General features: G+C 72.4%; 13 protein-coding genes and 2 tRNA genes. 7 read left to right on the forward strand and 8 right to left on the reverse strand.

Annotation, left to right across the window (positions count from 1 at the left end):
* Positions 1–95: 95 nt before the first annotated feature.
* Both ACFVHV_RS24455 and ACFVHV_RS24460 read left to right on the forward strand, forming a co-directional pair.
* On the forward strand, positions 96–1,643 hold the full coding sequence (locus ACFVHV_RS24455; RefSeq protein ID WP_380353407.1) for a N,N-dimethylformamidase beta subunit family domain-containing protein: 1,548 nt from the start codon (positions 96–98) through the stop codon (positions 1,641–1,643).
* Positions 1,644–1,774: 131 nt separating this feature from the next.
* Positions 1,775–2,674 (forward strand): phosphoribosylaminoimidazolesuccinocarboxamide synthase, encoded by a 900-nt coding sequence (locus ACFVHV_RS24460; protein WP_380353410.1) that lies wholly within the window; start codon positions 1,775–1,777, stop codon positions 2,672–2,674.
* Positions 2,675–2,701: 27 nt separating this feature from the next.
* Here ACFVHV_RS24460 and ACFVHV_RS24465 read toward each other — a convergent pair whose 3' ends face one another.
* From ACFVHV_RS24465 to ACFVHV_RS24495, 7 genes are all read right to left on the reverse strand, one after another.
* The gene (locus tag ACFVHV_RS24465; protein ID WP_359897711.1) at positions 2,702–3,325 is read right to left on the reverse strand and encodes a response regulator transcription factor; all 624 of its coding nucleotides are present in this window, start codon (positions 3,323–3,325) and stop codon (positions 2,702–2,704) included.
* Positions 3,326–3,342: 17 nt separating this feature from the next.
* Positions 3,343–4,572, reverse strand: a complete 1,230-nt coding sequence (locus tag ACFVHV_RS24470) for a sensor histidine kinase (RefSeq protein ID WP_380353413.1) — start codon at positions 4,570–4,572, stop codon at positions 3,343–3,345.
* A 97-nt stretch (positions 4,573–4,669) separates the two neighbouring features.
* Complete coding sequence (locus ACFVHV_RS24475) at positions 4,670–5,500, reverse strand: ABC transporter permease (RefSeq protein WP_359897713.1); 831 nt, start codon at positions 5,498–5,500, stop codon at positions 4,670–4,672.
* A complete protein-coding gene (locus tag ACFVHV_RS24480; RefSeq protein ID WP_380353416.1) occupies positions 5,497–6,504 on the reverse strand; it encodes an ABC transporter ATP-binding protein in 1,008 nt (335 codons plus the stop codon). The genes ACFVHV_RS24475 and ACFVHV_RS24480 overlap by 4 nt, the downstream gene beginning before the upstream one ends.
* A gap of 187 nt (positions 6,505–6,691) precedes the next feature.
* Positions 6,692–6,764: transfer RNA gene (locus ACFVHV_RS24485), tRNA-Gly, on the reverse strand.
* Between the two features lie 39 nt (positions 6,765–6,803).
* Positions 6,804–6,876, reverse strand: a tRNA-Gly gene (locus ACFVHV_RS24490).
* A 143-nt stretch (positions 6,877–7,019) separates the two neighbouring features.
* Positions 7,020–7,337 (reverse strand): Lsr2 family protein, encoded by a 318-nt coding sequence (locus tag ACFVHV_RS24495; RefSeq protein WP_359897715.1) that lies wholly within the window; start codon positions 7,335–7,337, stop codon positions 7,020–7,022.
* Positions 7,338–7,802: 465 nt separating this feature from the next.
* Here ACFVHV_RS24495 and purS point away from each other — a divergent pair, with 465 nt between their 5' ends.
* The 4 genes from purS to ACFVHV_RS24515 all read left to right on the forward strand — a co-directional run bounded on the left by purS (position 7,803) and on the right by ACFVHV_RS24515 (position 11,869).
* On the forward strand, positions 7,803–8,057 hold the full coding sequence (gene purS, locus ACFVHV_RS24500; RefSeq protein ID WP_049654013.1) for a phosphoribosylformylglycinamidine synthase subunit PurS: 255 nt from the start codon (positions 7,803–7,805) through the stop codon (positions 8,055–8,057).
* A complete protein-coding gene (gene purQ / locus ACFVHV_RS24505) occupies positions 8,054–8,731 on the forward strand; it encodes a phosphoribosylformylglycinamidine synthase subunit PurQ (RefSeq protein ID WP_359897716.1) in 678 nt (225 codons plus the stop codon). Before purS ends, purQ begins: the two co-directional genes overlap by 4 nt.
* Positions 8,731–10,986, forward strand: a complete 2,256-nt coding sequence (gene purL, locus ACFVHV_RS24510) for a phosphoribosylformylglycinamidine synthase subunit PurL (RefSeq protein WP_359897717.1) — start codon at positions 8,731–8,733, stop codon at positions 10,984–10,986. Before purQ ends, purL begins: the two co-directional genes overlap by 1 nt.
* A gap of 67 nt (positions 10,987–11,053) precedes the next feature.
* Entirely contained in the window at positions 11,054–11,869 is an 816-nt protein-coding gene (locus ACFVHV_RS24515; RefSeq protein ID WP_359897718.1) for a sterol carrier family protein, read from the forward strand.
* Positions 11,870–11,955: 86 nt separating this feature from the next.
* Here the strand turns inward: ACFVHV_RS24515 and ACFVHV_RS24520 are convergent, their stop codons facing one another.
* Positions 11,956–12,741 carry a DUF3152 domain-containing protein gene (locus ACFVHV_RS24520; RefSeq protein WP_359897719.1) on the reverse strand — a complete coding sequence of 262 codons (786 nt, stop codon included), beginning with the start codon at positions 12,739–12,741 and terminating at the stop codon, positions 11,956–11,958.
* 219 nt (positions 12,742–12,960) lie between these two features.
* On the opposite strand from ACFVHV_RS24520, the gene ACFVHV_RS24525 reads away from it, so the two are divergent.
* Positions 12,961–13,380, forward strand: a complete 420-nt coding sequence (locus ACFVHV_RS24525; protein ID WP_359897720.1) for a DUF3151 domain-containing protein — start codon at positions 12,961–12,963, stop codon at positions 13,378–13,380.
* Positions 13,381–13,460 lie beyond the last annotated feature (80 nt).

Genomic DNA, 13,460 nt, shown 5'->3' on the forward strand with positions numbered 1-13,460 from the left:
GGGTGACGCTGCGCCAGCAGTCTGTGGTGTATTAGACCGCACGCACATCCGGGGGGCACGTGCCAACCGGGCGGAAGTGCACCTGGGAGGGGCGCGTGGGGACCGAACTCAACCGCCGCTGGGAGTCGGGGACGCACGCCTACAGCGTCTCCGACCCCTTCGGCCAGGGCCCGCTGCCCTGGCTGCGCAGCCCGGACCAGTACCTGGCCGGGGCGGAGGGCGCCGTGCCCTGGTACGTCTCGGTGGGCGCGCCGGGCCAGCAGTCGCTGACGGCCGGAGTCCGCAGGAAGCCGTCCGTCGGAACCCCGCAGGGCGCCAACGACGTGGACCAGCAGATCAAGGGCTTCGCCTCGGCCGGGGTGGTCCGCCCCGGCGGCTCGGTGGACTTCCGGGTCACCGTCAACCCGCCCCGCGAGTTCACCGTGAACATCTTCCGGATCGGCCACTACGGCGGTGACGGCGCCCGCCACATGACCGCCAGCCCGTCGATCGCCGGCCTCGCCCAGCCCGCCCCGCTGGTGGTCGACCGGACGGTCTCCTGCCACCACTGGTGGCACTCCTGGCGGCAACAGATCCCGGCGCACTGGAAGCCCGGCGCCTACGTCGCCGTGCTGACCACCGCGGACATGCTGCACCGCAGCCACATCCCCTTCACCGTCCGGGACTTCGAGGACCGGGCGCGCACCGCCGAACTGCTCCTGGTGCTCCCGGACGTGACCTGGCAGGCGTACAACCTGTTCCCCGAGGACGGCCGGACCGGCGCCAGCCTCTACCACGCCTGGGACGGCCGGGGCGGCCTGGTCGGCGAGCCGGAGGCGGCCGTCACCGTCTCCTTCGACCGCCCGCACGCCACCGCCGGACTGCCGCTGCACGTCGGCCACGCGTACGACTTCATCCGCTGGGCCGAGCGCTTCGGCTACGACCTCTCCTACGCCACCGCCACCGACCTGCACGCCGGCCTGGTGGACCCGTCCCGGCACCGGGCGCTGGTCTTCCCCGGCCACGACGAGTACTGGTCCGAGCCGATGCGCCGGGCCGCCGAGCGGGCCAGGGACGGCGGCACCTCGCTGGTGTTCCTCTCCGCCAACACCATGTACTGGCGGGTCGAGCTGACCGCCGCCGCCTCCGGCGAGCCCAACCGGCTGCTCAACTGCCGCAAGCGGCAGAAGGTCGGCGCCGGCAGCCCGGCCGCCGGGGCGCCCGGCGCGGCCAGCGCGCTGTGGCGGGACGCCGGGGAGCCCGAGCAGCACCTGCTCGGGGTGCAGTACTCGGGGCGGGTCGCCGCGCCCGTCCCGCTGGTCGCCCGGCACACCGCGCACTGGCTCTGGGACGGCACCGGCCTCCAGGAGGGCGACGAGCTGCCCGGGCTGGTCGCCGGCGAGGCCGACCGCTACTACCCCAAGGTGGCGCTGCCCGAGCACGTCGAGCGGGTGCTGCTGGCGCACTCGCCGTACCAGGACCCGGCCGGCCGCACCCGCTACCAGGAGACCTCGCTGTACCGCGCGCCCAGCGGCGCGTACGTCTTCGCGGCCGGCACCTTCGCCTGGTCGCCCGCGCTGGGGCGCCCGGGGCTGACCGACGAGCGCATCCAGCGGGCCACCGCCAACCTGCTGGACCGGCTCTGCAAGAACCAGCCGCACTGACCACGGTGGCCGGGAACCGGCGCTCGGTGGCCGGAGGACCGGCGTTCCGGCGGGCGTGAAAGACTGCGGGGGCAGTGACCTCCCCTTTCGCGGTGCCCCCGCCCGTGAACGACCCCTGAGGACTGAACACCTTGAGCGGATTTGTCACCAAGCCCGAGCCGGTCCAGGTACCCGGCCTGGTCCACCTGCACACCGGCAAGGTGCGCGACCTCTACCGCACCGGTTCGGGCGAGCTGGTCATGGTGGCCAGCGACCGGACGTCCGCCCACGACTGGGTGCTGCCGAACGAGATCCCGGACAAGGGCCGCATCCTCACCCAGCTGTCGCTGTGGTGGTTCGAGCGGATCGCCGACATCGTTCCCAACCACGTGATCTCCACCGAGGTCCCGGCCGGCGCCCCGGCCGACTGGAAGGGCCGCACGCTGGTCTGCCGCAGCCTGGAGATGATCCCGGTCGAGGCGGTCGCCCGCGGCTACCTGGCCGGCTCCGGCCTGGCCGAGTACCAGGAGAGCCGCACGGTCTGCGGCATCGCGCTGCCGGAGGGCCTGGAGAACAGCTCCGAGCTGCCCGCCCCGATCTACACCCCCGCGCTCAAGGCCGAGGTCGGCGAGCACGACGAGAACGTCTCCTACGAGGAGACCGCCCGCCGGATCGGCGCCGAACTCGCCGCGCAGTTGCGCCGCACCACCCTGGACGTCTACGCCCGGGCCCGGGACATCGCCCGCGAGCGCGGCATCATCCTGGCCGACACCAAGTTCGAGTTCGGCCTGCTGGACGGCGAGCTGGTGATCGGCGACGAGGTGCTCACCCCGGACTCCTCCCGCTACTGGCCGGCCGACGGGTACGAGGCGGGCCGCTCGCAGTCCTCCTTCGACAAGCAGCTGATCCGCGACTGGCTGGTCTCCCCGGACTCCGGCTGGGACCGCTACAGCGAGCAGCCGCCGCCGGCGCTGCCGGCCGAGGTCGTCGAGCTGACCCGCGCCAAGTACATCGACGTGTACGAGCGGCTGACCGGGACCACTTGGGCCTGACCCGCTCGACCGCCCGCGGGCACGGCCTCAGATCCAGCCGTGCTCGCGGGCGATCCGCACCGCCGCGTGGCGGTTCTCCGCGCCCAGCTTGGTGGCCGCCGAGGACAGGTAGTTGCGCACGGTGCCCTGGGAGAGCGAGGCCCGTTCGGCGATCTCGGCGATCGGGGTGCCGTCGGCGGCCAGCTCCAGGACGTCCGTCTCGCGCGGGGTCAGCGGGGTCTCGCCGGCGCTGATCGCGTCCGCCGCCAGCTCGGGGTCCACGTACCGGCCGCCGGAACGCACGGTGCGGATGATGCCGGCCAGGTCCGCCGCCGAGACGGTCTTCGGCAGGAAGCCGCGCACCCCGACCTCCAGCGCCCGCTTCAGGTAGCCGGGGCGGCCGTGGCCGGTGACGATCATGCAGCGGCAGTCCGGCAGCGCCAGCCGCAGCTGGGCGGCCACCTCGATGCCGTCCTTGCCCGGCATCTGGAGGTCCAGCACCGCGACGTCCGGGCGGTGGGCCAGCGCCATCGCCAGCGCCTCGGTGCCGGAGCCGGCCTGGGCGACCACCTCGATGTCGTCCTCCAGCGAGAGCAGCGCGGCCAGCGCGCCCCGGATCAGGTGCTCGTCGTCGGCGAGCAGGACGCGGACGGGCGCGGCGTTCTCGGTCATCGGGCGGTCTTTCTTCCTCAGCGGGGGAGCGGGACGGTGGCGAGCATCCGGAAGACGCCCGCCTCGGCGGTCGACACGGTCAGTTCGCCGTCGTGGGCGGCGAGCCGCTCGCGCAGTCCGCGCAGCCCGGTGCCGCTGCCCTGGGAGGGGAACGGGATGTCGGGCACCCCGTCATTCTCCAGCTCCAGTACGGCCCGACCGTCCTCGGTCCGCAGCCGGATCAGGCAGCGGCCGGCCTCGCTGTGCCGCAGCACGTTGGTGGTGGCCTCGCGGATCACCCAGCCGAACACCGACTGGACCGGGCCCGGCAGCCGGTCGGCGTGCTCGCCGAGGTCGATCTCGCAGGAGACGTCGGCCGAGCGCAGCACCGCCCGGGCGCCGATCGCCTCGGCGTGCAGGTCGGCGGTGCGGTAGCCGCGGATGACGTCCCGGACCTCGCGCTGCGACTCCTGGGCGATCTTCTGCACCTCGGCCATCTGGTCGGCGGCCTCCTCGCGCCCCCGGCGGGCGAGCTGGACGGCGAGCTCGCTCTTCAGCGCGATGGTGGTGAGGTTGCGGCCCATCACGTCGTGGAGGTCGCGGGAGAAGCGCAGCCGCTCCTCGGCCACGGCCAGCCGGGACTGGGCCTCGCGGGCGGCGTCCAGCTCCCAGACGATCGAGGTGAGCCAGGCGAAGCTGCGGCAGCTGGGGCCGAGGAGGGCCATCCCGACGGTCAGGCCGGTCAGGTAGCCGGCGGTGCCGGCGGGGTCGATCCCGGCGAGTACCGCGGCCGGGAAGACGGCCAGCAGCATGCCCAGCCCGACGACGGCGGCCCGGCGGGGAGTCAGCGCCACGCACACCGGGCCGTGGGTGAACAGCAGCAGGGTGCTGGTGACGAACAGGGTGAAGGGGAGGCCGCCCGGGCTATCCGGTCCGCCGTCGGCGGGGCCGAACAGCAGGACGGTCCAGGAGCCCGCCACCGCGAGGCCGACCGAGAGGGCGAGCCAGAGCCGGGGGTCGGTGGGGCGGCCGAGGTAGTGGTCCATCGCGACGCGGTAGGTCCGCAGCAGGACCAGGGTGGTGGCGAGCCCGATCAGCACGGAGATCCGGATCACCGGGATGTTCCCGGCCTGGCCGACGGCGCTCCCGGCGCCGAGCAGGACGCCGGGCAGGACGAACATCGCCATCAGGTAGAGCGACCAGCGCAGGTACAGCTCGGTGCGCTGGGGTTTGCTCAGGCCGGCCCAGTGCCGATGCGGCGACCGCATTCTCAATTCTTCCGCCCCCAGTTCGACCACGATCCTGCTTGCTGCCTTCATATCAGAGGCCGTACCGGGGGCGTTCCTTCGGATTACTGCTGGATGCTCAGCGGCGCGGTTCCCAGCGGAAGTAGCGCACCGCGCCCCAGACCGCCAGGCCCAGCCAGATCGCCCCGGTGACCAGGTGCGAGCCGGCGGCGCCCCAGGAGCCGGCGAAGCCGGTCGCGGCGGCCGAGCCGTCGGTGCCGAACCAGCCGACGCGGATCAGCTGGAAGGCCGGGGTGGTCGGCAGCAGGCGGCAGATGTCGGCCAGCTGCTTGGGCATGACCTCCAGCGGGATGAACAGCCCGGAGCCGAGCTGCATCAGCAGCATGATCGGCAGGGTGGTGATGCCCGCGCTCTCCACGGTCCTGGTGAAGGCGCTGGACAGCGCGGCCAGGGCGATCATGGTGGCCAGCGCCAGCAGCAGGCCGACCAGCATCAGCACCGGGTTGACCGGCACGGCCAGGTGGAGGCCGAGGCTGCCGCCGATCCCGATCAGGGCGGCCATCATCAGACCGAGCGCGACCGAGGGGACGGCGGTGCCGAGCAGGATCTCGATGTCCCGGGCCTCGCCGGTGCGCAGCCGCTTGAGGACCAGCTCGCCGCGCCGCCCGACGTACGCGGCGGTCAGGTTGTAGTACACGACGAAGGCCAGGATCATCCCGACCGAGCCGTAGACCAGCAGCGAGTCGACGTCCAGTCCGGGGTTGGACTCGGCCTGCTGGGAGAGCACGCCCTTCAGGGTGAAGACCAGGAACAGCGGCAGCGCCAGGGCGGTGAAAAGGGCCGTGCGGTTGCGCAGCAGCAGGGTGGCCTCGGCCCGGCCGAGGGCGAGCAGCCGGCGGGCGGCGGTGCTCTGCGGACCGGTGGCGGCGGTGGCGACGGTGGTGGTCATCGGGCGGATCCGATCAGGCGGCGGCGGGCGGGGCGGTCGGCGGCGGGCGCCTGCGGGGGGTTCTGGTGGGCGGCCTCGGAGGCGATCGCGAGGAAGGCCTCCTCCAGCGAGGCGCTGCGGGCGTCCAGGGCGCCGAGCGCGATCCCGTGGTGGCGGGCCCAGCCGAGCAGGTCGGTGAGGGTGTCCTGGAGCGTGCGGGTCTGCACGGTGACCTTGCGGCCGTCGAGCGCGAGTTCGGCCCCGGCCAGGACGGGCAGTGCGGCGCCGGTGAACTCGGGAAGCTCGAAGCCGATCCGGGCGGGCCGGTCGGCGATCACCTCGGCGACGGTGCCCGAGGTGACGACCCGGCCGCCGTGCATGATGGCCAGCCGGTCGGCGAGCTCCTCGGCCTCCTCCAGGTAGTGGGTGGTGAGCAGCACCGTGGTGCCCTGGGCGCGCAGCTCGCGGACCAGCTGCCAGACGGCGGCGCGCGCCTCGGGGTCGAGACCGGTGCTGGGCTCGTCCAGGAAGAGCACCTCGGGGCGGCCGAGCAGGGCCATCGCGAGGTCCAGCCGGCGCTTCTCGCCGCCGGACAGCTGCTTGACCCGGACGTTCGCCCGGTGGCCGAGGCCGACCAGCTCCAGCGCCTCCGGCACCGGGCGGGCGCCGCTGGTCATCCCGGCCCAGACGCGGCCGGTCTCGGCGGCGGTGAGCTCGCCGGGGAAGCCGCCCTCCTGGAGCATGATGCCGATCCGCGGGCGGACGGCGGCGCGCTCCTTGTGGGGGTCCAGGCCGAGCACCCGGACGGTGCCGCCGGTGGGCGCGGCCAGGCCCTCGATGACCTCCATGGTGGAGGTCTTGCCGGCCCCGTTGGTGCCGAGCAGGGCGAACAGCTCGCCGCGGCGGACGGTCAGGTCGACGCCGCGCACGGCGTGGTACCCGGTGGTGCCGCCGCCGTAGTGGCGGTGCAGGTCGGTGACCTCGATCACGTCTTCGCTGGGGCGGGGCGCCCGGCTCGTCTCCATGCCCCAAGCCTTCCGCCGACCGGGCCGCGCGGGCAGTGCGGGCCGTCATGACATCGCGGTGGGGATCCACGGGTCGGCGATGACAAATGTCATGGCCGATATCGCCGGCGCCCGGGGCACCGCCGTGCCAGGAGTGCGGGGAGGAATGCCGAAGGGCCCCCTCAAACGAGGGGGCCCTTCGTATCTGAGCGGACGACGAGATTCGAACTCGCGACCCTCACCTTGGCAAGGTGATGCTCTACCAACTGAGCCACGTCCGCAGGTCAAACTATTGAGTTGTGCTGTGCTCGCGCACTGCGAGCGGACGACGAGATTCGAACTCGCGACCCTCACCTTGGCAAGGTGATGCTCTACCAACTGAGCCACGTCCGCATGGTGCCTGGTGGGGCACCCGCCGCCTCTTCGGATCTCTCCGTTGCGGCGACGAGGAATACTCTACAGCATCGTTCGGGGTGGTCGCCCCACCCTTTCGGTCAGGGCGGGCGGGGCGACCGGGGAGCGGACTCCCGCGAGGCTCAGTTCGCCTCGGCGAACGCCTCGTACACGTGCTTGGGGATGCGGCCGCGGGCCGGCAGTTCCATCCCGCGGGACAGGGCCCAGGCGCGGACGGCGGCCGGGTCCGGGGTGAGGGCGGTGCGGCGGAAGGACTTTCCGGTGCGGCTCTGGCGGCGGCCGGCGGCGACGAACGGAGCGAGGGCCTCCCGCAGCTTTTCCGCGTTGTCCACGGACAGGTCGATCTCGTACGACTTCCCGTCGACGCCGAAGTGGACGGTTTCCGCGGCGGAGCCGCCGTCCAGGTCGTCGGAGAGCGTGACAACTACACGCTGTGCCATGGGTGTCAATCCTCTCGGGCAATTCGGCCGCCGGTCCGAGGGGGTACCGGGGCCTGATGTGCACCAACTCGCGCAAGCGCGTACGGGCGCGCCGGGTGGCTCGCCTGATACGCAGCACTTGCCGCGACAGGTGGCCCTATTCTGCACCCGAAGGGGGCAGAAATCGAAGAGTCCGGCATTCTTTTCCGGATATTCACGTCTCTTCGCGGGACTCCTGGATACCGATGTGCGGGACGGGCGGTTCTGTCCCCAAGTGCCGTATTCGGGTGTTCTCCGGGCGGGGCCGTTCCGAGTGCCGAATCCACGGAAACCGGTCGGCCCGGTCGGTGGGTGAGGGGTCCGGATCCCTTGTGGCGTAAGGGTCTCGGGTCTACGCGCGTCGCTATCCCCGGCCAGCAATCCTGCCCGAAACCACCGGTAGTCTGGAGTTCCCCCGCCTCACCGAAGACACCACCGGGAGTGCCAGTGGCACGCGTCGTAGTCGACGTCATGCTCAAGCCGGAGATCCTCGACCCCCAGGGACAGGCGGTGCAGCGTGCACTGCCCCGCCTCGGATTCACCGGGATCGCCGACGTCCGCCAGGGCAAGCGTTTCGAGCTGGATGTGGAGGGCCCGGTCGACGACGCGGCGCTCGCCCGTATCCGCGAAGCCGCCGAGACCTTTCTCGCCAACACCGTGATCGAGGACTTCACCGTCCGGGTCGAGGAGGAGGGCAAGTGACCACCCGCGTCGGCGTCGTCACTTTCCCCGGCTCCCTCGACGACCGCGACGCCCAGCGGGCGGTCCGCCTCGCCGGCGCCGAGCCGGTCGCCCTGTGGCACCGTGACAAGGATCTCCACCAGGTCGACGCCGTCGTCCTGCCCGGCGGATTCAGTTACGGCGACTATCTGCGCTGCGGTGCGATCTCCCGCTTCTCGCCGGTGATGGAGACCGTCATCGAGCAGGCGAAGCTCGGAATGCCGGTGCTCGGTATCTGCAACGGCTTCCAGGTGCTCTGCGAATCGCACCTGCTGCCCGGGGCGCTCACCCGGAACGACTCGCTGCACTTCATCTGCCGCGACCAGAAGCTGAGCATCGAGAACGCCGGCACCGCCTGGACCCGGGATTACTCGGTCGGCCAGGAAATCGTCGTCCCGCTGAAGAACGGCGAGGGCCGCTTCGTCGCCGAGGAGCGGGTGCTGGACGAACTGGAGGCGGAGGGCCGGGTCGTCGCCCGTTACCTGGACGTCAACCCGAACGGTTCGTACCGCGACATCGCCGGCATCACCAACGCCGCCGGCAATGTCGTCGGCCTGATGCCGCACCCGGAGCACGCCGTGGAGCCGCTCACCGGCCCGACCACCGAGGGCCTGGGCTTCTTCACTTCCGTCCTGAAGCAGCTGGTGAACGCCTGATGAGCCTCGACACCGTCAAGAACGCCGAGCAGACCCCGGACGCCGCCCAGCCCTGGGCCGAGCTCGGCCTCAAGGAGGACGAGTACGCGCGCATCCGGGAGATCCTCGGCCGCCGCCCGACCGGCGCCGAACTCGCCATGTACTCGGTCATGTGGTCGGAGCACTGTTCGTACAAGAGCAGCAAGGTCCACCTGAAGCAGTTCGGCGAGAAGAAGCCGGATTCGGACGCGATGCTCGTCGGCATCGGCGAGAACGCCGGCGTCGTCGACGTCGGCCAGGGGTACGCGGTCACCTTCAAGGTCGAGTCGCACAACCACCCGTCGTACATCGAGCCCTACCAGGGCGCGGCCACCGGCATCGGCGGCATCGTGCGCGACATCCTGGCGATGGGCGCCCGCCCGGTCGCCGTGATGGACCCGCTGCGCTTCGGTGCGGCCGACCACCCGGACACCCGGCGCGTGCTGCCCGGGATCGTCGCGGGCATCGGCGGCTACGGCAACTGCCTGGGCCTGCCGAACATCGGCGGCGAGGTCGTCTTCGACTCCTGCTACCAGGGCAACCCGCTGGTCAACGCGCTGTGCGTGGGCGTCATGAAGCACGAGGACATCCACCTCGCGCAGGCCTCCGGCGCCGGCAACAAGGTCATCCTGTACGGCGCCCGCACCGGCGGCGACGGCATCGGCGGCGTCTCGGTGCTCGCCTCCGAGACCTTCGACGACAGCAAGCCGGCCAAGCGCCCGGCCGTCCAGGTCGGCGACCCGTTCCAGGAGAAGCTCCTGATCGAGTGCACCCTGGAGATCTTCCGGGAGAAGCTCGTCAAGGGCATCCAGGACCTCGGCGGCGCCGGCCTGTCCTGCGCCACCAGCGAGCTGGCCTCGGCCGGCTCCGGCGGCATGCGGATCGAGCTCGACACCGTGCACCTGCGCGACCACACGCTCTCGCCGGAGGAGATCCTCATGAGCGAGTCGCAGGAGCGCATGTGCGCGATCGTGGAGCCCGACAAGGTCGACCGCTTCCTGGAGATCTGCGAGAAGTGGGACGTCATCGCCAACGTCATCGGTGAGGTGACCGACGGCGAGCGCCTGGAGATCTTCTGGCACGGCGAGCTCGTGGTGGACGTCCCGCCGCGCACCGTCGCCCACGAGGGCCCGACCTACGAGCGCCCGTACGCCCGCCCGAGCTGGCAGGACGCGCTGCAGGCCGACGCCCCGACCGCCGAGCGGCTGGCCCGCCCGACCACCGGCGAGGGCCTCAAGGCCGACCTGCTGAAGGTCGCGAGCCACCCGAACCAGGCCTCCAAGTCCTGGATCACCGACCAGTACGACCGCTACGTGCTCGGCAACACCGTGCTCTCGCACGGCGAGGACTCGGGCATGATCCGGATCGACGACGAGACCAACCTCGGCGTCTCGGTCGCCACCGACGGCAACGGCCGCTTCGCCAAGCTGGACCCGTACACCGGCGCCCAGCTGGCCCTGGCCGAGGCGTACCGCAACGTCGCGGCCGGCGGTGCCAAGCCGCTCGCCGTCTCCGACTGCCTCAACTTCGGCTCCCCCGAGGACCCGGACGTGATGTGGCAGTTCGCCGAGGCCACCCGCGGCCTGGCCGACGCCTGCCTGGTGCTCGGCACCCCGGTCACCGGCGGAAACGTCTCGCTGTACAACCAGACCGGCGACGTCGCCATCCACCCGACCCCGGTGGTCGCGGTGCTCGGCGTCATCGACGACGTCACCCGGCGCACCCCGCTCGCCTTCGCCGAGGAGGGGCAGCTGCTCTACCTGCTCGGCGACACGGCGGACGAGCTCGGCGGCTCGGCCTGGTCGCAGGCCGTCCACGACCACCTCGGCGGCCTGCCGCCGGCGGTGGACCTGGAGCGCGAGCGGCTGCTCGGCGAGATCCTGATCGCCGCCTCGCGCGACGGCATGATCGACGCCGCGCACGACCTGTCCGACGGCGGTCTCGGTCAGGCGCTGGTGGAGAGCTGCCTCAAGGGCGGCCACGGTGCGCGGATCGTTCTGCCCGAGGGCCAGGACCCGTTCGTCCTGCTGTTCTCGGAGTCGGCCGGCCGCGCCGTCGTGGCGGTGCCGCGCAGCGAGGAGCTCCGGTTCAACGACATGTGCACCGCGCGCGGCCTGCCGGCCACCCGGATCGGTGTCGTGGACGGCGAAAGCCTGGACGTCCAGGGCCGGTTCAGCGTCTCGCTGGCCGAGCTGAAGGACGCCCGCACCGGTGTCATCGAGGCCCTGCTGGCCTGACGCACGGTCGACGAGGGGCGGTTGGTTCTCTGGTGAACCACCCGCCCCTCGGCGTATGTTGACGCCCATGCCTGCCAAGTCCCGTACGTATCAGCCGCAGAAGGTGAGCGCCGCGTTGACGGCGCAGAGCGAGGCGGTGCGCGTGGTCGTGCACCAGCTGACGGAGTCCGATCTGGAACGGCCGACCCGGCTCGGCTCCTGGAGGGTGCGGGAGCTGGTGACCCACCTGAGCCTGGCGCTGAGCCAGCTGTCCGTCGTGCTGGACCTGCCGGAGGTGGACGGGCCGGTGCTCCCGCTGGCCGACTACGCGGCGCTGGCCGGGACGATGGCCGGCTTCGTCGACACCGCGACCACGGAGCACACGGCGGCCGGGTTCGCCGGCCCGCCCAAGGAGGTGGCCGCCGAGTTCGACCGGTCGCTCGACGCCGTGCTGGCCGTGCTCGACAGCCGGGCCGCGGCGGAACCGGAGCGGCGGGTGACCTTCCTGAGCGGTCATCCGATGCTCCTGAGCGACTACCTGGTGACCCGGCTGATCGAGGCCGTGGTGCACGCCGACGACCTGGCCGACGCGCTCGGCCTGGACGCCTTCCCGCACGACCGCGAGGCCCTCGCCACCGTCTCCCGGATGCTGGCCGACGCCCTCGCCGGGCAGGTGCCCGGCGGCGCCGTCGAGCTGCGCGTCCCGCCGTTCGCGGTCGTCCAGGCGGTGCCGGGGCCGAAGCACACCCGGGGCACCCCGCCCAACGTGGTGGAGACCGATCCGCTGACCTGGATCCGGCTGGCCACCGGCCGGGCCGACTGGGCGGCGGCGGTGGAGGCGGCCGAGGTGTCCGCCTCGGGGGAGCGCAGCGACCTGCGGGAGTACCTGCCGGTGCTCTGTTAGGGCGTGTCCGCCCCGTCGCGCACCCGGCGGGAATTGTCGGACACGCCCCAGGGCGGCTGCCAGGACCCGCCCCCGCCGCCGCGGTTCTACGGGACGGACGGCCCGCCCACGTACGTGCCCTGTGCCGAGTACGGCCAGGCGTTGGGCGTGCAGCCCTTGAGGCCGTAGATCTGCTGCATCATCGCGGGGGCGGGCTTGCCCTCGCCCGGGCAGCCCTCGTGCCCGTGGCCGATCCGGTGGCCCACCTCGTGGTTGACGATCAGCGCCCGGTACTCCTCCAGCGGTCCGCTGAACTGCGGTGAACCGGTGTTCCAGCGCTTGGAGTTGACGAGCACCTGGTTGCCGACGTTGCAGTTGACCTCGCCGTGGGTGTCCAGCCCGGAGGCGCCGCAGATCCGGTCCACGGTGGCCGGCGAGGCGATCTTCACGGCGAAGTCGTACGGGCCGTCGGCGACCAGCTGGAAGCCGTTCTTGCGGTCGTTGGTCCAGCCTCGTTTGTCGCCGAGGATGGCGTGGATCTGCGTGGCGGCGGTCGGGGCGTCGATGCCGATGCCGTCCTCGACCTCGACCCGGTAGCGGCGCACGTTGCCGCGTCCGACCGGCTTGGCGGTGGCCGGGGCGACGGTGAAGGTGCCCGCGCCCTTGGTGGGGCCGGGATCCGGCGCGGCGGGGGCGGGCGGCGGGGTGTCGGCCGGGGCGGGAGCCGGGGGCGGCGCCTGCTCCGCCGTCGGTGCCGCCGTGGTGGCCTGCTCGCCCGGCGGGGCGACCCTCGCCTGGGCGGTCGGGGCGGCGGCCGGGGTTCCCGCTGGGCGGTACAGCATGATCGCCGCGGCCCCCAGGACCACTGCGGAGACCACGAGTGCCGTGAGCATGCCAGGACCGGGTCCGCGGCGCGGCTTGCGGCGTCGGCGACCGCCCTTCCGGGGCGGTGCGGTGCGCCGGCCGACGGATCGGGCTGCGGACATGATCTTCACAGTGGCAGGCGAACGGGTGAATGTCCACACGCCTCGTCTGTGACTTCGGCGTCGCGGAACGGGCGCCCGCCGGGGACGGCGGTTGACCCCTGCGTCTCGGGTGGCAGACTTCAGGGCATGGCGATTCACAGGAACCTTCTCGACGGTCCCGAACCCACTCTCCTCCCGGAGGAGGAGCGGCCCTACCGGATGCTGGCGGAGGAGTCGGCCTCCCCCACCCAGGTGGCGGCCGAGTTCCCGGTCTTCTGCCTGGCCTGGGCCATGCTCGCCGACGACGCCTACGCGGCCGGCCGGTACGTCGAGTCGTACGCCTACGCCCGTACCGGCTACCACCGCGGCCTGGACGCGCTGCGGCGCAACGGATGGAAGGGCCACGGCCCGGTGCCGTGGGAGCACCGCGGCAACCGCGGCTTCCTGCGCTGCCTGGCGGCGCTCGCCCGGGCGGCCGGCGCGATCAAGGAGACCGAGGAGGAGACCCGCTGCTGGCAGTTCCTGAAGGACAGCAGCGCGGAGGCGTACGCGGAGCTCAAGCAGTAGACCCCCCCGGACAGACGGGTGCCCCCGGCGGTCTACCCCCGGGGGCCCCCGCTGTCACCAAACGCCCCGGGGGCGGGGCG

The organism is Kitasatospora sp. NPDC127116, assembly GCF_042677365.1.
GTDB classification, from domain to species: domain Bacteria; phylum Actinomycetota; class Actinomycetes; order Streptomycetales; family Streptomycetaceae; genus Kitasatospora; species Kitasatospora lactacystinica.